This window comes from Microbacterium mangrovi (genome assembly GCF_000802305.1).
GTDB classification, from domain to species: Bacteria; Actinomycetota; Actinomycetes; order Actinomycetales; family Microbacteriaceae; genus Microbacterium; species Microbacterium mangrovi.
In genome coordinates, this window is sequence record NZ_JTDK01000022.1 from 85,334 (window position 1) to 107,303 (window position 21,970).

Sequence of the window (21,970 nt, forward strand, 5' to 3'; positions counted from 1 at the left end):
CCGCCGGGCCCCGAGGGGTTATGCCTCAGCCGTTGATGATCTGGGGAACGGCCACCGACTTCAGTCCTTCGACGCCGAACTCGAGCCCGTAGCCGGAGCCCTTGACACCGCCGAAGGGGATCATCGGGTGCACGCCGCCGTGGGAGTTGATCCACACCGTGCCGGCCTGGATGCGCGCGGCCACCGTGCGCGCCTGGTCGCGGTCGCCCCACACCGAGGCGCCGAGGCCCACGTCGAGGCGGTTCGCGTTGGCGATGGCGTCTTCGACGTCGGTGTAGCGGATGATCGGCAGCGTCGGACCGAACTGCTCCTCGTCGACGATCGCCATCCCGTCGGTGACGTCGGCCACGAGGGTGATCGGGTAGAACAGTTCGCCGAGGTCGGATGCCGGGGCCCCGCCGGTGACGACACGGCCGCCATTGGCCTTGGCGTCCTCGACGAGCCGGTTCACGATGTCGAACTGCTGCTTGTTCTGCAGCGGGCCGAGCACGTTCGCCTCGTCGAGCCCGGGCCCCATCGGGGTCTGCTCGGCGACGGCCTTCAGGGCGTCGACGACCTCGTCGTAGACCGAGTCGTGCACGTACAGGCGCTTGAGCGCCGCGCACGTCTGCCCGGTGTTGATGAACGCGCCCCAGAAGAGGTCCTGCGCGATGGCGGCGGCATCCACTCCGGGCAGGACGATACCGGCGTCGTTGCCGCCCATCTCCAGGGTGAGGCGGGCGAGGTTGCCGGCGGATGCCTCGACGATCTTGCGGCCGGTCGCGGTGGAGCCGGTGAACATCACCTTGTCGATGTCGGGGTGCGACGACAGGCGCGCGCCGATCTCGCGGCCGCCGGAGATCCCGATCAGCACGTCGGCGGGGAGCACCTCGTTCATCACCGAGATCAGGGCGAGCACGCTCAGCGGCGTGTACTCGCTGGGCTTGGTGACGACGGTGTTGCCCATGCGCAGCGACGGGGCGACCTGCCAGATGGTGATCATCAGCGGCCAGTTCCACGGGCTGATGGCCCCCACCACGCCGATGGCGCGGTAGTGCAGCTCGGCGTGCACCTGGCCGTCGTCCACGAGCACCTCGGGCTCGAGCGGGGTGGTCGCGGCGGTGCGCAGCCACGCGGAGCAGGCGCCCAGCTCGAAGCGCGCGTTCGGGCCGTTGAGGGGCTTGCCCTGCTCACGGGACAGCAGCCGCGCCAGGCCTTCCGCGTTCGTGTCGATGGCGTCGGCGACCTTCAGCAGCAGCTCCGCGCGCTCGGCGTGGCCGCGGGCCTCCCACGCCGGCTGGGCCGCCTTGGCGCGCGCGATGGCGTCGTCGAGGTCGGCGGCCGTCTGCTCCGGGGCCCGGCCGATCACCTCGCGGGTGGCGGCGTCGAGGATGTCGCGCCCCTCCCCTTCGGGCGCCTGCACACGGGCGAGCAGCGCACTCTCATCGAGCCCTGTGTTCTGGTCGAGGACGGTCGGGTCGGACATCGGCGTCTCCTTGGATCGGGGCGGCGCGGCGGGGCACCGTGGTTCCTCTCATTGTCCGTCCGGCATCCGGGGCCCGGTTGACTGAGCGCGCATCATCGATGCCCGTCGGCGCGCGGCCGGACGCGCCGGGTCCGCTCAGGCGCGGTCGAGCATCGCGCCCAGACGCGCGGCGAGCGCTGCGGCATCCACGTCCGGATCCAGCGTGCGTCGCACCGCGTAACCCTGCACGCAGGTGAGGAACACGTCGGTGAGAGCGGCCACGCGGACCTCGCCGGCATCCCCCTGCGCGCCCGCCCAGGGCCGCAGCGACGCGGTCAGCAGCTCCCGCACCTGGGTCACCTTGCCGAGTGCGATCTGTGCGAGCTCGGGATCGTTCGGCGCCTCGCCCCACACCTGCACCAGCACCCGGGCGCGATCCGCTTCGAACACGGCCCCGACGACCCGCTCGAACAGCACGCCGGGCGACACCGGCTCGGAGCTCTCCGCCGCCGCGCCGATGAGCCCCCGCACACGCGCCTCGAGCACCTCGGATGCCACCATCCGCAGGAGGTCCGCCTTGCTCTCGAAGTGGGAGTAGATCGAGCCGGCCGAGAGGCCGGACTCGGCGATGATGTCGGCCATCGTGGTGTCGCGGAATCCTTCGCGGGCGAAGCACCGCATGGCGGCATCCGCGATCTGCTCCATGCGCCGGCGCTTGGATTCCTCGGTGAGACGGGGCATGTAAACAGAATACAGATTCTGTTATCGTGGGGGCTCAAACAGATCGCACATTCTTTTTGGAGGATTCCCGTGTCGAACACATCTCTCCGCGGGCACACCGTCCACCCCGACACCCCGCCGCGCCCGCCGCACACCAAATGGGGCGTCGCCGTGCTCATCGGAGTCGGGGCGGCCGCCGCCGTCGCGCTCATCGTCATCGCGTTCCTCTGGCCGACCAAGGCCCTCACCGCGCAGAATCTGCCCGTCTCGATCAGCGGATCCCCGGCGGTCGTCTCCGCGTTCGAGACCGCGGTCGACGAGCACTCCCCCGGCACGTTCGACTGGGTGAAGGCCGACGACCGGTCGGATGCCGTCCACCAGATCAAGACCCGCGAGACCTACGGCGCGATCGTGCTCCCGGCGGCGCAAGGCCAGCTCCCCGAGGTGCTGACCGCCCCCGCCGGATCGTCGATCGCGACCCAGCTGCTGGGCGTCATGGCCGGGCAGCTGCAGGCGCAGGTGACCGCCCAGGTCACCGCCGCCGGCGGCAACCCCGCCGGTGCCGTCGTGAAGACCACCGCCGTGGTGCCGCTGTCCTCCGACGACCCCACCGGCGCGGGGCTCACCGCATCGGCGTTCCCGATGATGATGGGCGGCATGATCGGCGGCATCCTGATCTCGCTGCTCGTCGTCGGCCCGGTGCGGCGCCTGGCCGCGCTCGCCGGCCTGGCGGTCGCGGTCGGGATCGGCATCCCGCTCATCCTGCAGACCTGGTTCGGGTTCCTGCAGGGCGACTTCTGGCTGAACGCCGCCGCGATCGGCCTGTCGGTGCTGGCGACGGCGTCGTTCATCGTCGGCTGCACGTCGCTCATCGGGCGGGCGGGCATCGCGATCGGCGCCGTGGTGACGATGCTCGTCGGAAACCCGCTGTCGGCGGCCGCCGTCCCGGTGCAGTTCGTGCCGACGCCCTGGGGCGAGATCGGCCAGTTCATGGTGCCGGGGGCATCCAACTGGCTCGTACGCTCCCTGAGCTACTTCCCCGACGCGGACGTCTCCAAGCAGTGGTGGATCCTCGGCACCTGGGCCGCGGTCGGCATCCTGCTGACGATCGTGGGGCACTTCCGCTCCCAGGAGCCGGTGCACGTGCCGGATGCCACCCTCGAGCACGAACCGGAGCACGCCGCCGGCGCCGCCGCCCCCGCCCTCAACCCGGCCTGACCCGCCGCCTGCGGCGTTCGCGTCCCTCCCTCGTGCCGCCTCCCACGTTCAGGTGCCAACTTCTCGGGTTCACACCGCGAAAGTTGGCACCTGAGCGAAGACGCCGCGGCCCGAAGACGCCTCGGATCCGGCCTCAGACGCCGCTGCGCAGGTCCGCGAGGGTCGTGGCGTCGAGCCGGATGCCGTCGAACACGGCGGTGCAGCCGGCACCCGTGGGGCACTGTGCCAGGAATCCGACCCGCATCGGGCCGGTTCCCGTCGCCAGGGCGAAATACCGAACGAAGTCCCACGTGATGCCGTCGCGCGACGAGTGGAACGCGTACGCACGGTCCCGCCGCGAGATGCGCAGGTGCACGTCGGGGTCGACCACGACCGTGCTGTTGCAGTCGTCCGACAGCCCGTCGGTGACGACGCTCACCACCATCCCCTGGTGGTGCGGGGAGTACTCGAAGCAGAGCTTGGCCCAGTGGTCGGGGTCGCTCCAGAGGGCCAGCACAGCCGCATCGAACGTGGAGCGATCACCCTCGACCCGGACGCGCGCCGAGAACATGAAGTCGCCGTCCGGCTCGGCGAACGTCAGCGCCGTCGCCGCGTGCTGACCGCCCCCGTGCGCATAGTTGATCCAGTCGACACCGGCACGCGAGCGCAGCACGAGGGTGCCGGAGGCGTCGTCGTACTCGGCGGATCCGGGCTCTCCGGTCCAGTCCAGCGGGGGCAGCTCGGTGATCGCCGGCATCGTGTGCTCCTAGTCCATGAACGCGCCGCCGTTGACGGCGAGCGCCTCCCCCGTGATGAACGAAGCGTCGTCGGAGAGCAGGAACGCCACCGCTTTGGCGACGTCCCGCGGCCGCTCCAGACGCCCCAACGGGGTGTCGTCGATCCACAACTGTTTCACATCCTCCGGGGCGACGCCTCGAAGCCCGGCCTCCCAGGCGAGCTCGCGCTCCTGCATGGGGGTCTCCACGAAACCCGGGCAGACGCTGTTGACGTTGATGCCGTGCTCCGCCAGCTCGAACGCCATCGCCTGCGTGAGACCGACGACGCCGAACTTGGATGCCACGTAGTCGGCGAGGAACGGCACACGCCCCTGCTTGCCCGCCATCGAGGCGGTGTTGACGATCGCCCCGCGCCGCCCGGTGCGGATCATCGCCCGCGCAGCCGCCTGGCCGCACACGAAGACGCCCTTGAGGTTCACGTCGAGGGTCCGGTCGTACCGTTCGATGGGCAGGTCGACGAAGCGCTCCATGTACGAGATGCCCGCGTTGTTGACCCAGGCATCCAGGCCGAGGCGGGATGCCACATCCTCCGCGACGCGCGCCGCCTGCTCGGGGTCGCTGACGTTCAGGGTCGCGGCCTCGTGCGCCTGGTCGTCCGCGGCGGGCAGGGAGGCGGCGGTGGCCGAGGCGGCTTCGGCGTCGATGTCGGCGACCACCACCGTCCAGCCCCGCTCGGCGAGCGTCGTCGCGATCTCGCGCCCGATGCCCGATCCGGAACCGGTCACGACCACGGTCCGCGGGCTCATGCGGCGCTCATCTCGGATGCCGCCTGCGCGGATTCCGGCAGGGATGCCCGCAGGTCGCGGACGGCATCCATCAGCTCCTGCACGCGCGGCAGCACGGCGCGGTTCTCGAAGACACCGTCCTCCTTGAACGCGGTGCCGACCACGGCGCCGTCGGCGATGGCGAGCTGTTCGCGCACGTTCTCCGCGCGCACGCCGGTGTTGACGAACACCGGCACGTTGCCGGCGGCGGCCTTGACGACGCCCAGGCTCTGCGTGTCGGTCGGCGCGCCGGCGGTGAGGCCCGAGACGCAGAGCGCGTCGGGGAGCGTCGCGAACACCGTGGTCTCCGTGATCGACTTCAGCGATCGATCGGTCAGGTACTTCGCGGACTCGGGGACGATGTTGAACAGCAGCTTGACGTCGTCGGCGCCGACCCGGTGGCGGTACCGGGCGACCTCGCCGATGTTGGTGTCCCAGAGGCCGAAGTCGCTGGCGTAGACGCCGGTGAAGATCTCCCGGACCCACTGGGCTCCGGTGGCCACGGCGAGGTCGATCGATGCGCGACCGTCCCAGAGCACGTTCACCCCGTGCGGGACGTGGATGTCGGGGAGCAGCTCGCCGATGATCCGGGCCATGGCGATCGCCGTGATCGGCTCGGTCTTCGTCAGGTAGGGGAGGCTGAACTCGTTCGAGATCATCACGCCGTCCACCCCGCCTTCCTGGAGAGCGGCGAGTTCGCCCTTGGCGCGTTCGACGACCGCGGCGATGCCCGCCTTCTGGTCGTAGTGCGGGTCGCCGGGGAGTGCCTGCAGGTGGAGCATCGCGATGACGGGCTTCGGGTGTGCGAAGACGTCGGTGAGCCAGGTGGTCATGAGAGGGATCTTTCTGTCGGTGACGAAGGTCGGTCGGTCGATCGGCCTGAGCCGGTCATGGGCGGTTGCGCGCCGAGATCCGGTGCGAGACGGGTGCGAGTGCGCCGCCGAGCGCGCGCCACTCGGCGTACCGCTCGTCGTAGAGGCGCACGTTCCCCGGGTCGGGCTCGACGGGGGTGTCCAGGGTCAGGTAGTCGTGCACGCCGTCCCAGCCGGCGATCTCGCCGGCGCCGATGCCGGCGATGATCGCCGCCCCGAGCGAGGCGCCCGGATGGTCGACGATGGGGAACATCTCGGTGCCGAGGATCTCGGCGTGGATCTGCTTCCAGATGCGAGACCTGCTGCCGCCGTTGGTGATCATCACACGGTCCAGGGGCAGTCCCATCTCGGTGAACACCTCGACGTGATGGCGGAAGCCGAAGGCGATCCCCTCGAGCACGGCCCGATAGAGGTCTCCCCGGCTGTGGCCGAGGTGGAGGCCGACGAAGGCGCCGCGCAGGTCCGGGTCGTGCAGCGGCGATTTCTCGCCCAGAAAGTAGGGGAGGCACAGGACATCGCCGGCCGCGGCGCGGGCGGCCTCGCCTTCGAGCACGCCGAAGTCCGACTCCCCCACGAGGGCCTGATACCAGCGGATCAGGCTCCCGCTGGTCGCCATGCAGCCGTTCGGCAGCCAGCCGCCCGGGCGCGGATGGGCGTCGAGATAGATCCGCTCGTCGACCACGGGCCGGTCGGCGGCCACGAGGATGTCCCCGGCCCCGCCGAGCTTGACGAGCCAGTCGCCGGGCCGCTCGACTCCGGCTGCGAAAGCGGACAGCACGTGGTCCGCTCCCCCGACGACGAGGGGCGTTCCCACGGCGAGGCCGGTGCGGTCGGCGGCGGCGGCATCGATCGCGCCGACCACGGCCCCCGGCACGACCGACGGCGGAATCCGGCGGGGCTCGACATGGGCCGCCTGGAACACGGCATCCATCGGCTCACCGTCCAGGGCGAACAGACCGGACTCGATCGCCCAGTTCTGCTCGACGTGCGGACGGGCCCCGAGCGACATCAGGACGAAGTCGTAGGAGCCGACGACGAAGGATGCCCGGGCCCAGACGTCGGGTTCGTGGCGCTGCAGCCAGGCGAGGGTCGGCGCGACCGACTGCTGGGTGAGGGCGGATCCGGTGCGGTGCACCAGGTCCACGTCGGCGAGCTGCCGGGCGAGCTCGTCGACCTCGACCGACGCCCGGGCGTCGTTCTGCAGGATCGCGCGCCGCAGCGGCTTTCCGTCGGCATCGCACACGACCACCGCCGGCACCATGCCCGATGCCGAGACGGCGGCGACATCGGAGGCCGCGACGCCCGCGGTCGACAGGACCTCCGCGATCGTCTGGTGCACGTTGGCGGCCCACTGGGCCGGGTCGGCCTCGGCCCAGCCGGCGTGCGGGCTGAAGAGGTCCGCCGCGCGGTTCGCCTGCGCGACGATGCCCCGGCCCGCCTCGAGCAGCACGGACTTGGTGCCCGTCGTGCCGACGTCGATGCCGATCGTGTAAACGCCCATGTTCGGATTCCTTCACTGCTCCGCAGGGAACGCTCCGTCCGAGAAGATCTCGGTGCGTTCACCGCTGCAACTGTAAAAGATTCACAAACAAGTGTCAACAACCAACATCCGGCAGTGACGACTGTGATCGGCTCACTCGCCGGCGGCGGGCTCGTACTCCTCCGTCGGGACGGACTGCACGACGACGCCCGCCCGCTCCGCCGCCGCCAGCGCGGGCTCGGCCGGGTCCGCGTCGGTGACGATGACGGCGGCTGCGGCGAGCGGCGCGATCCGGCTCAGGTAGGACTGCCCGATCTTCGAGTGGTCCGCGACGACGATGAGGCGATCACTCGCCTCGACGGCGGCCCGTTTCACCGCACTCTCGTCGCGGTGGTAGTCGGTGAACCCGCGGGCCTCGTCGACGCCGGCGACGCCCATGACGAACGTGTCGCAGTTGTATCGCGCCAGGCTCTCGACCGCCTCGATGCCGATGAGGCTCAGCTCGCCGGACCGGACGAGTCCGCCGGTGAGCAGGACGGTGGTGTCCGGTTCGGAGGCGAGTTCGACCGCGACGAGGATGCTGGGCGTGACGACGGTGAGCCCGAGCCCACGGCCGCGAATCGCCTGCGCCACGGCCAGCGCGGTGCTGCCGCTGTCGAGAATGACGGTCTCGTGCGCCGAGAGGTGCTCCACTGCGGATGCCGCGATGTGCTCCTTGCTCACGACATCCTTGTGCGAGCGCGACTCGAACGTGGGCTCGGCGATCTTGCCGAGGGCGATGGCGCCCCCGATCACCTTGCGGACGACCCCCTGCTCTTCGAGCACGTCGATGTCGCGTCGGATGGTCATCTCCGAGACGCCGAACTCCTGCGCCAGAGCGCTGAACTCGACCTCGCCGCTCACCTGCAGCTGCTCGCGGATCCGCTGTTGTCGCCCGTCGATGCCCCTGGCCATCGCTCGTCTCCCGTCTCGATGCGAACGCTCCCAGAGTAATGGGCCGGAGCCCGGGAGTGTAATATCCTCACACTTGTTCTGCGAATCAATGACAGAGGTGTTCCCATGCTCACCGAATCCGCCGCCGACCCCGTCGAGCTTCGTCACATCGCGATCGCCGGCGCGACCATCGGCCGCGACATCCTCGCGTCGGGCACGGTCCTGCGCGATCTGGACGCGAAGTCGCCGGGCGACGTCGTCACCGACGTGGACCGGCGCATCGAGCAGCGCATCCGCGCCCACGTGGAATCGGTCCGGCCGGAAGACCGGATCGTCGGCGAGGAGCTGCCGGACTCGGGCTCTGCGACGTCGGGCATCGAGTGGTACATCGACCCGATCGACGGCACGACGAACTTCGTTCTCGGGCTCGGGCTGCACTGCACCTCCGTCGCCGCCTACGACGCCCGCACCGGGCAGTGGCTGGCCGGCGCGGTGGCGGTGCCGAGCGACGGCTCCGTCTACTCCGCCGCCCGCGGACAGGGGGCGCAGAAGGAGCAGGGGGACGGATCCGTCGTCAGACTGACCGCAGCGGTGCCGCCGAAGGCACCGCGTCTGCTCGGCGTCGGCCTGTCGTACGATCCGCTGCAGCGTCAGGATCAGCTCGCCGCCATCCGCGATCTGATGGGCGACTACGACGACATGCGCTCGCTCGGAACCGCTGCTTACGCGCTGTGCCTGGTGGCAGAGGGCAGGCTCGCCGCATTCGTCGAGTCCGATCTGTTCGTCTACGACTGGGCCGCGGGAGCACTCATCGCCGAGGAGGCCGGGGCGGCGGTGAGCCGACGGGCCGATCTCGCGCGCGGCGCGGTCTCCGCCGTCTCACGATCGACGGCGCACCCCAGCATCGCGTGAATGTGTGAACCATGAACGCCAAATGTGACATTCACGTTACAGATACACAGATCCTCGATTGATACTTGTTGCTGTTTCACATTTGTGACAGACTCACGATCGGACGAGCGCCGGACGACTCCGTCGGACGCCACCATCTCCCGCACGACCGATCCCCACGGAGCAATCAATGACGATCAGCAACATGACGCCAGGCGATACGCCGGGTGACCTCGCCGTCACTGCACTCGGCGGCGACGCCGCAACGAACCTGGCCGACGACCAGGAGCTGGCGAGCTTCGGATACAAGGAACAACTGAGCCGCTCCATCGGCGGATTCTCGTCGTTCGCCCTCGCCTTCTCGATGATCAGCGTCATCACGACGGTGTTCACCCTGTTCGCGCAGCCCTTCCAGACGGTCGGCGGAATCGCGATCTGGCTCTGGATCCCGGTGATCGGCGGCGTGCTGCTGCTGGCCCTGGTCTACGGGCACCTCGTGGTGCGGATGCCGCTGACCGGATACGCGTATCAGTGGGCCAGTCGCCTCGTCGGCGTGCGGTACGGCTGGTTCGCCGGATACAACGCCTTCCTGTGCCAGTTCGTCGGGTCGGCCGGCATCGCGGTCGCGCTGGCCACCGTCTTCGCGCCGGACTTCTGGCCGAACCCGACGCACGGCGACGTCATCCTCCTCGCGACGATCGCCGTCTCGGCGGCGGTGCTGATCAACATCGTGTCGATCGCCCTCACAGCGCGCATCAACAACATCGGCGCCGTCGTGGAACTGTCCGGCGTCGCGATCATGCTGCTCGCCCTCGGAGTCGGGATCTTCTTCTTCCACGGCATCCAGGGGCCGGCCGTCCTGTTCCAGGTCGGGTCGTCCACCGGATCGCCCATCGATGTGCTCTCGATCGCCACCGCCCTGCTGCTGCCGGTGTGGACGATCGGCGGATGGGAGGGCTCGGCGGACCTCGCTGAGGAGACCAAGGACCCGCGGCGCACTGCTCCGCGGTCGATGATCCGCGCCGTGTCGATCAGCGGTGCCGCCGGATTCCTCCTCTACGCGGTGTTCGCGATGGCGATCCCCGGAGAGATCGCGCCCGTCGTCAACTCCACGTCGGCCAACCCGATGGTGTCCATCGTCGAAAGCCACTTCGGCGTGGTCGCCGCCTGGCTCGTGCAGGGCATCGCCTTCGTGTCGATGTTCGCCTGCCTCCTGGCCAACGTGACGGTCGCGGGGCGCACCAGCTTCTCCCTCGCGCGTGACAACATGCTGCCCTTCTCCCGCCTGCTGTCGACCGTCGGCCGGCGTACGCAGACGCCGCTGTATTCCCTGCTGTTCGTCGGGCTCTTCGCGATTGGCGTCAACTTCCTCTCGGCGGGGATCGCGACCCAGGTGACGGGCATGGTCTCGGTCATCCTGTACGTGACGTACGGGCTGACGCTGGTGGCCACGATCATCGGAGCGCGCCGGAACAGGATTCCGGATGCCCCCAGCCGCTACTTCGGTCTCGGCAAGTGGCTCCTGCCGCTGTGCATCATCGGGACGACGTGGGCGATCGTGATCATCGCCTGCATGACGATCCCGGCGGCATCCTGGACCGTCGCGGCCTACACGGCCGGGTTCGAGCTGGCCGCGGTGCTGTGGTTCTTTCTCGTGCTGCGGCGCCGCCTCGCGCGAGGCACCGCGGGCCCGACCATCGACTACACGTCCGGTGACGAGCTCCGCGAGGGCGGAACGTCGTGGGCGGACGCCTGAGCCGCTGACACGAGTGCGTGATCCGGCATCCCTGATCGCGGTCAGGGATGCCAGGTCACGGTGACCGCGATCAGCGCCGTCACGGCGCCGACCGACACGGCCCCTGCCACCAGCAGGGGCAGTGTCCCGCCGGAGGTCAGCGCCCCGCGGTTCACGAGTCCGCGGTGCACGCGCCGGTACCGCAGGGTGCACACGAACCACGCCATCCCCGCGAGCCCGAGCCCCACGACCCCGAGCGCGATGGCCCACGCGCCGATGGCGTCGGTGAAGTACTTGATGGTCGCAACGAAGCCGGCCGCGATCGACAGGCACGTGCGACGCCACGCCAACAGGGTGCGCTCGGGCTGCAGCCCGGCGTCGAACACCTCCGCGTGCGGGTCGTCGCCGACCGGAACACCGGTCACAGGAACATCCCGACGGCGATGATGGCGGCGGCGATCACCACGCCGACCACGAGCACGGGCCCCAGCGACGGGCCGGGCAACGGGCGCCCTTCGCGCATGGCGCGCTCGGCACGGGCCCACGCCACCCACGAGAACACGGCCGCGATCACCGCGAGCACGCAGAAGATCATGGCGGCGATGAAGCGCAGCACCGGGTTGATGTCGAGCTTGAGCGCCTCGATCGCGATGCCGACGGCGAGCAGGCCCAGCGACGTGCGGATCCACGCGAGGAACGTGCGCTCGTTGGCGAGACTGAACCGCGGGTCGGGTTCGGTGCCGCGGCCGTACACACTGCGGGGGAACCGGCGATCGCTCACGGTCCCGATCCTACGGGCACGCGAGCGGACCGAACGCAGGAGCATCGGCCCGCCCTCGGCCGTGCCACGCCGAATCGGCGCGGCCCGGCCGGGGTGCGAACTCGATCCGTCCTGCGTTCGGTACCCCGCGGTTCAGACCTCTTCGACCAGCGTGATGACCTTGCTCGCCACCCGCTCGGGCTGGCCGGCGAACGCGGCCGCGCGCTCCGGCGAGGCCAGGTAGGAGGCCTCCAGCTCGGCGAACGCGGCGGCGTCGCCCGGCGCCGACACCGCCCAGACGAACTCGTTGGTCTCGCGGATGCCGTAGGCGAACTCGATCGCGAACCCGCGGGCGGGACGCACCTCCGGCATGAACTTGTTGAACCACGCGATGAAGTCGTCGTAGGTTCCGTCGACGAGCACGTACCGGCGCAGCTGGATGGTCTTCATCCCTCCATTCTGTCCGGGCCGGCTCGGTCGTGACGCGCGGGATCGGATCCGGCGATGCAGGATGCCGCACATCGCGATGCCCGGGACCTGACGACACGACGTCCGCACCGCTACTGTGACAGGCATGCACCGACGCACCGCCGCGCTCCTGCAATGCGCGCACGCCGCGGTGCTCGTCGTGCTCGTGCTCGCCGTGCTGGTCACCGTGACCGCCGTCCCCTCCGGTGCCCCGCGCTACCTGGCGCCGCTGCTCATGGGCGGGTACATCGTGGTGATGTGCGCGGTCGGGGTGTCAGGGGTGCTGGTCATGCACCGGCGCAGCGCCCGGCGACTCGACGACCTCGACTGACCGCGCGCCGCGTCCCAGCCCGGTGCCGGCGAGGATCGCCAGGACGCCGAGCGCGACCGGCCACGCCGCGAGGATGAGCGAGGCGAACGATGACACCGCGGTGAGGGTCTCCTGGTCGGCGGTCATCGATGCCCCGATCAGGATCACCTGCGCCAGCGCCCACGTCACCGCCACCGCGCCGAGCATCACGAGGGGCGCCCAGCGCCACGGCGATCGGAAGCCTCCGGCACGGGCGATCATCACGGCGGCGACGAGGACGAGCGCGAGCCAGACGAGATCGAACGCCGGGCCGGGGGCGACGGTCGCGAGCGCGGGCAGGGCTTCGGCCGCGGCCCGCACCAGCACCCAGACCGCCCACAGCGCGAGCGCGACCGTGCCGAGCAGATCACCGCGCACGATGTTGCTGCGGCGCCCACCGCCGAACGCCACCAGCAGCAGCGCGACGGCCATGAGCCCCGCACCGATCCACAGGCGTACGGGGCCGCCGTTCGCCTGCAGGGTGACCAGACCGCTCGCGATGCTGCAGGCGCCTGCCCAGATCCATGCCCGGCGGGAGTGGGGTTCGACATCCACTGCGAGCCTCCGATGTCCGATTCGTTCAGGAGCCTACCCATCGGCCGTCCGGCCGGACAAGAGGGCCTGCGCCGTGATGCCCTAGAGTGATGGTGTCCGGCCCGGTACGGCGCAGAAGCCGCCACGGGGTCCGGTGCTCGAAAAAGGAGCACGCAGCCGCCCGGCGTTCGGGCCGAGCGCGCGAGACATACACGGCATCCCTCCGCCCCTGTCTCGAAAGGCTCCGCCATGCCCTCAGCCGCTCCCGCCACCGTGTCCGCGCACGTCGCCGTGACCCTCGCCCAGCACATCGATCACGTGTTCGGTGTGATGGGCAACGGCAACGCCTACTTCCTCGACGCCCTGGAGCGCCAGACCGACGCCACCTACACCGCGGTGCGGCACGAGGCGGGCGGCGTCGTCGCCGCCGACACCTACTACCGGGCATCCGGACGGATCGCCGCCGCGACGGCGACGTACGGCGCCGGGTTCACCAACACCCTGACCGCCCTCGCCGAGTCGGTGCAGGCCCGCATCCCGCTCGTGCTCGTGGTCGGCGACGAACCCACCTCGGGCCCCCGCCCGTGGGATGTCGACCAGATCGCGATGGCGTCCGGCGTCGGCGCCCGCACCTACACCGTGGGCCGGACGGATGCCGCAGCGACCGTCATCATCGCGATCGAGCACGCGCTCGCCTACCGGGTGCCGGTCGTGCTGGCGATCCCCTACGACGTCGCCGCGCGTGAAGCGGGGCCCGTGCCGGAGGTCCCTTCGCCCGTGCTCCCCGCTCCGCTCGCACCGTCGGGCGCGTTCGCCGCGGCCGCCGTCGCCGACCTCGCCCGGGCCCTGGCCGGCGCCGAGCGTCCGTTCCTGCTGGCCGGACGCGGCGCCTGGCTGGCAGGCGCCGGCGACGCCCTCGGCGCCCTCGCCGAGGCGACCGGAGCGATCACCGCCTCGACGGCGCTCGGCCGCGGCGTCTTCCCGGACTCCCGCTACGACCTGGGCGTCACCGGCGGGTTCGGCGCGGCGGGCGCGATGGAACTCATCCGCACCGCCGACGTCGCCGTCGTCTTCGGGGCGGGCCTCAACCAGTTCACGATGCGCTTCGGCGAACTGTTCGCGCCGGGTACGCGTGTCGTGCAGGTCGACGTCTCCCCCGCCGCCACGCACCCGCACGTCGGGTCGTTCATCCGCGGGGATGCCGCGGTGGTGGCATCCGCCCTCGTCGCCGAACTCGACGCGCTGGATGCCCCGTCCAGCCGCTGGCGCGAGCAGGTCGACCTCGCACCGCTGCGCGCCCACGACGAGGGCGACGCCCTCGCGCCCGACGGACGCCTCGACCCGCGGTCGGTGGCGCGCCGCATCGCGGAGCTCCTCCCCGAGGACCGGGTGGTGGTGTCCGACGGCGGGCACTTCATCGGCTGGGCGAACATGTACTGGCCGGTCGCGTCCCCGGATCGCATGATCATGGTGGGCACCGCGTTCCAGGCGATCGGACTGGGGTGGCCGTCGGTCCCGGGTGCGGCGGCGGCCAAGCCGGAATCCACCGTCGTGCTGACCACGGGCGACGGCGGCGGGCTGATGGCGCTCGCCGACCTGGAGACCGCGGTGCGCTCCGCCGGCGGGAGGGGCCTGGCCGTGGTGTGGAACGACGCCGCCTACGGTGCCGAGGTCAACCTGTACGGGCTGAAGGGGCTCGCGAAGGAGCCGATGCTGATCCCGGAGACGTCGTTCGCCGGGCTGGCATCCGCCGTGGGCGCCGAGGGGGTCGTCGTGCGCACCCTCGCCGACCTCGATCGTCTCGGGTCGTGGGCCGCCGAGGACCCCGCATCCCGCCCGTTCCTGCTGCTGGACTGCCGCATCTCCGGCGCCGTCATCTCCCCGTACCAGCACGAGGTCATCCGCGTGAACTCCTGACAGGCTCAGGGCGCAGCACTGGCGGGCTGAGCCTGTCGAAGCCCAATCCACTCGGGAACGACGGATGCCCGGGAACCGTGCGGCTCCCGGGCATCCGTGCGTCAGCTCGTGGTCAGACGGCGACCGGCTCCTCGACCTCGAGGGTCACGTTGCGCCGGGCGGGAAAGACGGCCGGGTGCGTGCCCGCCATCTCCTCGAGCACGCGCACGACCTGGCTGGAGTAGCCGAACTCGTTGTCGTACCAGACGTAGAGGATGAGGGTGGTGTCGTGCGCGACGGTCGCGAGCCCGTCGACGATACCGGCCCGGTGCGAGCCGACGAAGTCGGTCGAGACCGCCTCGGTGGACTCGGAGTAGTCGATCTGCTGGCGCAGGCGCGAGTGCAGCGACACGCGGCGCAGGTAGTCGTTGGCCTGCTCCTTGGTCGCGGCTCGCTCCAGCACCAGGTTGAGCACGGCGATCGAGACATCCGGCGTGGGGACGCGGATGGACGATCCCGACAGCTTGCCCTCCAGGTGCGGCAGCGCCTTCGCGACCGCCTTGGCGGCACCGGTCTCGGTGATGACCATGTTCAGCACCGCGGAACGGCCGCGACGGTCGCCCTTGTGGAAGTTGTCGATCAGGTTCTGGTCGTTGGTGAACGAGTGCACCGTCTCCACGTGCCCGTGCTGCACGCCGTACGCCTCGTCGATCGCGGCGAGAACCGGCGTGATCGCGTTGGTCGTGCAGGATGCAGCGGACAGGATGCGGTCGCCGGGCTCGATGGTGTGCTCGTTGATGCCGTGCACGATGTTCTTGACGCCCTTGCCGGGGGCGGTGAGCAGCACGCGCGCGACGCCCTTCGACTGCAGGTGCTGCGAGAGTCCCGCCTCGTCACGCCAGCGACCGGTGTTGTCCACGACGATCGCGTCGTGGATGCCGTACGCGGTGTAGTCGATGGCGGCCGGGTCGTCGGCGTAGATCACCTGGATCGCGGTGCCGTTCGCGATGATCCGCTGGCCTTCTTCGTCGACCGAGACCGTGCCCGGGAAGGGACCGTGCACCGAGTCGCGGGCCAGCAGCGCCGCGCGCTTCTGCAGGTCGTTGGCCCCGCCCTTGCGCACGACGATGGCGCGCAGGTTCAGGCCGGAGCCGGCGGGCTCGTGATTGATGAGGATGCGGGCCAGCAGCCGCCCGATGCGGCCGAACCCGTAGAGCACGACGTCGGTGGGCGCGGGGGCATCCACGCCGATGACGCTGGCGAGCTCCTGACGCACGAACGCGTCCACGTCGAGGTCGCTGTCGCGCAGGTCGAGGGCGAGCCGGCCGAGGTCGATGGATGCCACGCCCGGCGAGACGGCGTCGATCGCCTCGAGCAGGGCGAGCGAGCCGGCCGGGTCGATCACGTCGCCGTGCAGCTCGCTGACGCGGGCGTGGACGGCGAGGAGTCCGGTGGCCGACAGATTGTTGATACGGTGGCCGTGCAGCGAGATGACCGCACCCCGATCCCGGTTGAGCCGGCCGATGATCGGAATCATCCGCTCGGCGACCTCCAGCTGTGTGCCCCAGTCGTCGGCGTGCTGCGTTGAAACCACGGGTTCCCCTTTGTCCTCAGCTTGTGTCGCGTGATGTCGCGATCGCGCCGCGGCTAGGCGTCGTACCGGGGCGCTCAGCCCGATTCTATCCGGATCATGGAACTCACCTTCCGTTTTTCACCCCGCCCGGCCGTTAAGAACCCGCCTTCTTATCAATACCGAAGCCCAGCCTGCGACTGCTCCCCCGGGAGGCGCCGAGGATGCTCCCCGGGGCGGATGACACCGGCCGGCGCGCGGCGGAGACTGGCGGCATGACACCTCCTCCGTTCCGTTTCGGCGCCGTCGCGGGCCTGGCCTCCCCCGCAAGCCCCTGGGCGGACACCGCCCGTGCGATCGAGCACGCCGGCTTCTCGACCCTGCTCGTGCCCGACACCTTGAACACCCTGTCGCCGTTCCCGGCGCTGGCCGCGGCGGCCGCCGTGACGACCACGCTGCACCTCGGGACCTGGGTGCTCGCGTCGCCGCTGCGGACGCCGGGCGCCGTCGTCCGCGAGGCGAAGGCGCTGCAGATCCTGTCGGACGGACGCCTCGAACTCGGGATCGGCGCCGGTCGCCCCGGCGGCGAGCACGACGCCCCGCCGCTCGGCGTGACGTGGGAGCGCCCCGGCATCCGCGTCGGACAGGTCGAGGCCGTGCTGGATGCCGTCGCGACTGAGGTCGACCCGGCACCGCGCATCGTGATTGCCGGCAGCGGGGACCGGATGCTGGGGATCGCCGCCCGGCACGCGGCCACGCTCACCGTGCCGGCGTCGCCGCTGGCATCCGTGGACGAGATCGCCGTCGCGGCCGACCGCGCCCGCACGGCGGGGTTCACCGGAGAGCTCGCCCTGCAGATCGCCGGCATCGGCGAGGACATCCCGGCGTGGCTGCGCCAGCGCGGGATGACTCCCGAGTCGCTGCGCGGCAAGGCCGCGTTCCTCACCGGCGACCTCGACGACGACGCGGCATCCCTGCGTGCCCTGCGCGACCGCACCGGCGTGAGCTACATCACCTTCTCCGGCGAGTTCGCCGCCCGCGGCACACCCCTGGTTCAGCGTCTCTCCGGAACCTGACCCGCACACGGCTTTTGCGAACGACTACTCAATTTCGACGATTCGGCACTCACCGAGCCGAAATCGCGTCAGTTCCCACCACACTCGAGAGTGGAATACCTCTATTGGTTGACGGCTGGCCCGCGGCCTGGCTGGGCAGACGTGCTCCAGATCGGAGGCCTGTATGGCATCTACTCTCAATGAACAGTTCACCGGTCTCGTGCGGCGAGCTAACCGGCGCGCTCGAGCGTACCTATGCGATGGCGACCCGACCTCCGCGGTCGTCTGGGACCCGGAATCCGAGATCACCATCCGCCTCTCCCTCCGGGGCGACGAAATATGGGTCATTGCCGGGTCGGGGATCCTCATCCGATTCGTCGCCGACAGCGGCGGCGAACTCGATCACGAAGGCATCGCAATCGTGCTCACCCGCATCCTCGCCGGTGAAGCCGTCGAGCACTTCGGTGTCGCCGGGCAAGACGACGGGGACGCCTTCGCCACTGGATACCGGGTGGGGACCGAAGGGTTCTCCGGAGGGTTCACCGCAGAGGAAGCCAAGTTCCGAGCGCGCCTCGCCGGTCCCCTCGCCGTCGCCACCCTGGAACTGCCCGAATGAGCAGCGCCGACCGTCTACCGGTACTGCCGCGCAGCCCGGAATCAGCGGCAACCGGATCAGTACTCGTGTCGTTCATCGGCGGCGCGGCGGCGGGCGTCCTCGGCATCACCTTCTCCGGCGAGTTCGCCGCCCGCGTCACACGCCTGGTGCAGCGCCTCTCCGGAAGCTAACCCCCCACCACGGTTTTTGCGAACGACTACTCAATTTCGACGATTCGGTACTCACTGAGCCGGAAACGGCGCAATTCCCACCGCGCTCGAGAGTGGGATGCCGGTGGGCCCCAACGTCGGAGCCCGTTCATCGGAGAACGGAGAGAATCATGCACACTCCTACTGCGCTTGTCGTCGGTGGCGCCTCGCTGGCATTGCTCGTGGGGCTGGGAACATCCAGCGCCTCAGCGTCCACGGACGATCCGGCGGCTGTCACGACGGTAACGGGGTTCCAACAGCAGCTGGCGGATGAGTCAAAGACATCTCCCGCAGCGGCGACGGAGCTCCAACAGTTTGAGGATCTGTCGCCGTCGGACCAGCAGAAGCTCGTCGACTACCTCGATGACCCTGAGGTGGCGGAGGCCTTCGAACATACGGCCGCAACCGGCGAAGCCCTCAGCATCAAAGACGGCGACGTGCAAACGACGGCAAAGGTGGAGATCAGTCGCACACCTGCCTCTGCAGGGCTCCTGTCCGTACGGTCGCTTGCATCCACGCAACAGTACAACGTCACGGCCACATATGCACCGGAGCAGCGGATCCTCGGTGTGCTCATCACGAGGTTGACGCAGACCTTCAAGTACGTGACGGGAAACAACGTCGTCCTCAGGACTCAGAGCTGCACTGCTGCTGCGACGAACTTCAATTTCACTGTCCAGCTCGACAGCAAGGTGAGCCGATACATGCTTGCTGGGGGCAGGGCCGAGTGTGACATCGTCTGGAAGGGATACATTGCCTACAAGGCCTTCGGCGTCGAGATCGACAAGCTGCAGAAGCTGGTTGTGAGCGGCCCCGGGATCGTCTCCGAGAGCCTCAACAACGCATAGGTGGTCGTGATGGCGATTGGTGGAGAAGTCGTGCATTCTCAGCCGAAGTGGATCCCCATCGTGGCGTGGATCGCGTTCGGCGCAGGCGTCGCCTTGGTGAGAATTCCGGCAGCGAGCTTCGGCAGTCTTCTGGTCGGCCTTCTGATCACATACCTCGGAGTTCGAAAAGGGACGAGGCAGCGCACCGCGCTGCTGATCGTCGGGTGGAGTCTCCTCGGGCTCCTCGCCGCGATCCTCGTCCTCGGCATGATGCTCTGGGGCAGTTTCGAACTGTAGGCCTCGATCTGGCGAGACGCCCTCGGGCATGCCCGGGGGCGTCTCGCTGTTGACACTCGTGCGGGGTCCGGTCGGGCGGCAGACTGGGACCGCACGCAACCCCGGGAGGCACCATGCACGGACTCGAAGTGACCGTTCTGCTGGGCATCGCGATCCTCGTCGGAACCCTACTCGCACCGCGGCTGCGACTTGCCACCCCGCTGGTGCTGCTCGTGCTCGGCCTGCTGCTCGGCTTCGTGCCGGCGCTGCGGGACGTCGAGCTCCCGCCCGAGACGGTGCTGCTGCTCTTCCTCCCGGTGATGCTGTTCTGGGAGAGCCTCACCACGTCGCTGCGCTCGATCCGCCGCGACTTCCGGTACATCGCCCCGATGTCGACGCTGCTGGTCGTCGCCTCCGCGTTCGCGGTCGCAGGCCTGGCCACCCTGCTCGGGCTGCCCTGGGAGGCATCCCTCATCCTCGGCGCGGCCGTGGCCCCGCCGGATGCCACCGCGGTCGCCGCCCTCGGGCGCCTCCTGCCGCAGCGCACCTTCATGAAGCTCAAGGCCGAGAGCCTCACCAACGACGGCACGGCGCTGGTGATCTACGCGATCGCGGTCTCGCTCGCGGTCGGCGGGCACGTCAGCGGCTGGACCATCACCTGGACCGTGCTGGTGTCGTACATCGGCGGGGCGGCGGCGGGCGTCCTCGGCGCCGTGTTCGGCTGGCTGGTGCTGCGCCGCCTGCAGGCGACCCTGCCGATCAACCTGACCCTGCTGCTGGTGCCGTTCGTGTCGTTCCTGCTCGCCGAGCTCGTCGGGGCATCCGGCGTCCTCGCCGTCGTCGTGGCCGGCCTCATCATCGCGTGGATCTCGCCCCGGGTGACGACCGCGGCCTCGAGACGCCAGGCCGAGGCGATGTGGCCGTTCGGGGTGTTCGTGCTCAACGGCGCTCTGTTCGTGCTGATCGGGCTCGAAGTGCAGCTGGTGGTGCACGAGATCTCGCCGAGCGAGATCTGGAGCCTCGTGCTCGCCTCCGTCGCGGTGTGGGCGGCGCTGCTGGTGGTGCGCTACGTGTTCCAGCTGCTGTCGGCGCCGTTCACGCATCCGGCGCCGGGCACCTCGTTCGCACTGCGCAACCGGATGCGGGTCGTGTCGACGTTCGCGGGGTTCCGCGGTGCCGTGTCGCTGGCGATCGCGATGTCGGTGCCGCTGACCACGAACGCGGGGGCTCCACTGCCGGGTCGCAGCGAGATCGTCTTCGTCACCGCCGGAGTCATCGTGCTGGGACTCGTGATCCAGGGGCCGCTGCTGCCGGCGCTCATCCGCTGGGCGCGCTACCCGCGCGACACCACCACCCAGGACGAATGCGACCTCATCGAGCGCGCGATCTCGGGTGCCGCCGTCGCCGCGCTCGACGACCTCGCCGCCGAACACGGCATCAGCGACGAGGTGCGCGATCGCACCCGGCGGGACACATACGAGATGCTCGAGCTCGCGAACGCCCGCAGCATCGCCCGGCAGCGCGCCGCGATGGAGGCGGATGCCGCCGACCTGCAGGCCGTCGCGGGCACCGGTCCGCTGGCGGACGAGCCGGATGCCGGCATCCCCGGACCAGGCGCGGTCGTGCCGGATGCCGGGGGGCCCGGCGTCGGGGCGGGGGTCGGAGCCGACGCGGCTGGGTTCGAACTGGAGATGCTCGCGGTCAGCACCGACATCGACGTGACGCAGCGCTCGCCCCTGGTCAAGCACGAGGAGCACACCCGTCTCAAGCTCGCCCTGCTCGACCGCAAGCGCGAGGTGCTGCTGCGCCTGCGCAGCGAACGTGTGGTGGACGACCTGGTGGTGCGGCGCGTGCAGGGCCGGCTCGACCTGGAGGAGGTCCGCCTGCGCGGCATCGAGGCCTTCGATTGAGCCCGCTCCGAACCGTTCGCCGGCGGCCGGAGCCGAGCGTGCTCCAAGGATGCCGCGCCTAGGCTTTCCGCATGATCCTCGATCCGCTGCTTCGCCGTGCCGAGCCGCTGTTCCTGAAGCTCGACCGCGTCGCCGGCGGCCGCCAGGCGCACCAGCGCATCCCGAACGAGGACCTCGAGCACCATCGCACCATCCGCGCGTTCCGGTGGGTGTTCTGGCTGCTGCTGCTCGAGCTGGTGATCGGGATCGTCGCGGTCGTCGTCGCCGTGGTGATCGCGGTGCAGGCGGGCAGCATCCGGGCCGTGCCCTTCGCGGTGTGGATGCGGGCGCTCATCGTGCTCGCGATGACGGCGACCCTCTTCTACTTCGCCTGGCGGGCCGCGCTCGGCTGGCGGTGGGCGTACCTGCGGCTGCGGCTGTTCGCGCAGATCTTCCCGGTGATCACGCTCGTGATCGCGGCGATCCCCGGGCTGTACCCCGCGTGGATGGTGACCGAGCAGATCATCTTCAGCCTGGTGATGATCGGTATCGCCGACTTCCTGACCAGCGACCACATGCGTCAGGTGTTTCGCAAGCCCGACGAGCCGGCGGGCGGTGCCGCCGCTCAGAGCTGAGCCCCCGCCGGTCGAGGCAGGGTCGCGCCGCCGAGACGGGATCGCGCCGACCCTGTTTCGTCGGCGCGACCCCG

The 21,970-nt window shown here is 70.0% G+C and carries 23 protein-coding genes; 11 read left to right on the top strand and 12 right to left on the bottom strand.

What is annotated here, in order from left to right; translation table 11 throughout:
- Nucleotides 1–25 precede the first annotated feature (25 nt).
- Nucleotides 26–1,465: an aldehyde dehydrogenase family protein gene (locus tag LK09_RS19140; protein WP_052227013.1), complete on the bottom strand. Its 1,440-nt coding sequence runs from the start codon at nt 1,463–1,465 to the stop codon at nt 26–28.
- Nucleotides 1,466–1,600: 135 nt separating this feature from the next.
- Nucleotides 1,601–2,185, bottom strand: coding sequence for a TetR/AcrR family transcriptional regulator (locus LK09_RS20990; RefSeq protein ID WP_052227014.1), 585 nt, complete (start codon nt 2,183–2,185; stop codon nt 1,601–1,603).
- A gap of 69 nt (nt 2,186–2,254) precedes the next feature.
- Between LK09_RS20990 and LK09_RS19150 the strand changes: the two genes are divergently transcribed.
- Complete coding sequence (locus LK09_RS19150; protein WP_052227015.1) at nt 2,255–3,382, top strand: hypothetical protein; 1,128 nt, start codon at nt 2,255–2,257, stop codon at nt 3,380–3,382.
- A gap of 133 nt (nt 3,383–3,515) precedes the next feature.
- On the opposite strand, the gene LK09_RS19155 is transcribed toward LK09_RS19150, so the two are convergent.
- The 5 genes from LK09_RS19155 to LK09_RS19175 all read right to left on the bottom strand — a co-directional run bounded on the left by LK09_RS19155 (nt 3,516) and on the right by LK09_RS19175 (nt 8,228).
- Nucleotides 3,516–4,118 carry a DUF1349 domain-containing protein gene (locus tag LK09_RS19155; protein ID WP_039403133.1) on the bottom strand — a complete coding sequence of 201 codons (603 nt, stop codon included), beginning with the start codon at nt 4,116–4,118 and terminating at the stop codon, nt 3,516–3,518.
- A gap of 9 nt (nt 4,119–4,127) precedes the next feature.
- On the bottom strand, nt 4,128–4,904 hold the full coding sequence (locus LK09_RS19160) for an SDR family NAD(P)-dependent oxidoreductase (RefSeq protein WP_039403135.1): 777 nt from the start codon (nt 4,902–4,904) through the stop codon (nt 4,128–4,130).
- Nucleotides 4,901–5,755, bottom strand: a complete 855-nt coding sequence (locus tag LK09_RS19165) for a BtpA/SgcQ family protein (protein WP_052227016.1) — start codon at nt 5,753–5,755, stop codon at nt 4,901–4,903. The genes LK09_RS19160 and LK09_RS19165 overlap by 4 nt, the downstream gene beginning before the upstream one ends.
- A gap of 55 nt (nt 5,756–5,810) precedes the next feature.
- The gene (locus tag LK09_RS19170; protein ID WP_039403137.1) at nt 5,811–7,295 is read right to left on the bottom strand and encodes an FGGY-family carbohydrate kinase; all 1,485 of its coding nucleotides are present in this window, start codon (nt 7,293–7,295) and stop codon (nt 5,811–5,813) included.
- Between the two features lie 132 nt (nt 7,296–7,427).
- Nucleotides 7,428–8,228 (bottom strand): DeoR/GlpR family DNA-binding transcription regulator, encoded by an 801-nt coding sequence (locus tag LK09_RS19175; protein WP_039403139.1) that lies wholly within the window; start codon nt 8,226–8,228, stop codon nt 7,428–7,430.
- A gap of 105 nt (nt 8,229–8,333) precedes the next feature.
- Here LK09_RS19175 and LK09_RS19180 point away from each other — a divergent pair, with 105 nt between their 5' ends.
- Both LK09_RS19180 and LK09_RS19185 read left to right on the top strand, forming a co-directional pair.
- On the top strand, nt 8,334–9,119 hold the full coding sequence (locus LK09_RS19180; protein WP_052227017.1) for an inositol monophosphatase family protein: 786 nt from the start codon (nt 8,334–8,336) through the stop codon (nt 9,117–9,119).
- Between the two features lie 169 nt (nt 9,120–9,288).
- On the top strand, nt 9,289–10,854 hold the full coding sequence (locus LK09_RS19185) for an amino acid permease (RefSeq protein WP_052227018.1): 1,566 nt from the start codon (nt 9,289–9,291) through the stop codon (nt 10,852–10,854).
- A gap of 41 nt (nt 10,855–10,895) precedes the next feature.
- Here LK09_RS19185 and LK09_RS19190 read toward each other — a convergent pair whose 3' ends face one another.
- The 3 genes from LK09_RS19190 to LK09_RS19200 form a co-directional block, all read right to left on the bottom strand.
- Nucleotides 10,896–11,258 carry a DUF202 domain-containing protein gene (locus LK09_RS19190; RefSeq protein WP_039403141.1) on the bottom strand — a complete coding sequence of 121 codons (363 nt, stop codon included), beginning with the start codon at nt 11,256–11,258 and terminating at the stop codon, nt 10,896–10,898.
- On the bottom strand, nt 11,255–11,614 hold the full coding sequence (locus tag LK09_RS19195; protein ID WP_039403143.1) for a YidH family protein: 360 nt from the start codon (nt 11,612–11,614) through the stop codon (nt 11,255–11,257). Before LK09_RS19195 ends, LK09_RS19190 begins: the two co-directional genes overlap by 4 nt.
- 132 nt (nt 11,615–11,746) lie before the next feature.
- Nucleotides 11,747–12,043, bottom strand: a complete 297-nt coding sequence (locus LK09_RS19200) for a hypothetical protein (RefSeq protein ID WP_039403145.1) — start codon at nt 12,041–12,043, stop codon at nt 11,747–11,749.
- Nucleotides 12,044–12,167: 124 nt separating this feature from the next.
- On the opposite strand from LK09_RS19200, the gene LK09_RS19205 reads away from it, so the two are divergent.
- Nucleotides 12,168–12,392 carry a hypothetical protein gene (locus tag LK09_RS19205; protein WP_039403148.1) on the top strand — a complete coding sequence of 75 codons (225 nt, stop codon included), beginning with the start codon at nt 12,168–12,170 and terminating at the stop codon, nt 12,390–12,392.
- On the opposite strand, the gene LK09_RS19210 is transcribed toward LK09_RS19205, so the two are convergent.
- Entirely contained in the window at nt 12,336–12,965 is a 630-nt protein-coding gene (locus LK09_RS19210) for a hypothetical protein (protein ID WP_039403150.1), read from the bottom strand. The genes LK09_RS19205 and LK09_RS19210 overlap by 57 nt on opposite strands.
- A 228-nt stretch (nt 12,966–13,193) precedes the next feature.
- Between LK09_RS19210 and LK09_RS19215 the strand changes: the two genes are divergently transcribed.
- Nucleotides 13,194–14,861, top strand: coding sequence for a thiamine pyrophosphate-binding protein (locus LK09_RS19215; protein WP_039403161.1), 1,668 nt, complete (start codon nt 13,194–13,196; stop codon nt 14,859–14,861).
- A 112-nt stretch (nt 14,862–14,973) separates the two neighbouring features.
- Here LK09_RS19215 and LK09_RS19220 read toward each other — a convergent pair whose 3' ends face one another.
- A complete protein-coding gene (locus LK09_RS19220; protein WP_052227020.1) occupies nt 14,974–16,434 on the bottom strand; it encodes a glyceraldehyde-3-phosphate dehydrogenase in 1,461 nt (486 codons plus the stop codon).
- Between the two features lie 251 nt (nt 16,435–16,685).
- On the opposite strand from LK09_RS19220, the gene LK09_RS19225 reads away from it, so the two are divergent.
- From LK09_RS19225 to LK09_RS19250, 6 genes are all read left to right on the top strand, one after another.
- Nucleotides 16,686–17,486 (top strand): LLM class flavin-dependent oxidoreductase, encoded by an 801-nt coding sequence (locus LK09_RS19225; protein ID WP_039403169.1) that lies wholly within the window; start codon nt 16,686–16,688, stop codon nt 17,484–17,486.
- Nucleotides 17,487–17,649: 163 nt separating this feature from the next.
- Complete coding sequence (locus LK09_RS19230) at nt 17,650–18,081, top strand: hypothetical protein (protein WP_156138916.1); 432 nt, start codon at nt 17,650–17,652, stop codon at nt 18,079–18,081.
- A gap of 319 nt (nt 18,082–18,400) precedes the next feature.
- Entirely contained in the window at nt 18,401–19,117 is a 717-nt protein-coding gene (locus tag LK09_RS19235; RefSeq protein WP_039403174.1) for a hypothetical protein, read from the top strand.
- 9 nt (nt 19,118–19,126) lie between these two features.
- Nucleotides 19,127–19,393, top strand: coding sequence for a hypothetical protein (locus tag LK09_RS19240; protein WP_156138917.1), 267 nt, complete (start codon nt 19,127–19,129; stop codon nt 19,391–19,393).
- Between the two features lie 113 nt (nt 19,394–19,506).
- Nucleotides 19,507–21,282, top strand: coding sequence for a Na+/H+ antiporter (locus tag LK09_RS19245; RefSeq protein WP_039403179.1), 1,776 nt, complete (start codon nt 19,507–19,509; stop codon nt 21,280–21,282).
- Between the two features lie 71 nt (nt 21,283–21,353).
- Nucleotides 21,354–21,896 carry a hypothetical protein gene (locus tag LK09_RS19250; protein ID WP_039403182.1) on the top strand — a complete coding sequence of 181 codons (543 nt, stop codon included), beginning with the start codon at nt 21,354–21,356 and terminating at the stop codon, nt 21,894–21,896.
- The last annotated feature ends 74 nt before the right edge of the window (nt 21,897–21,970 follow it).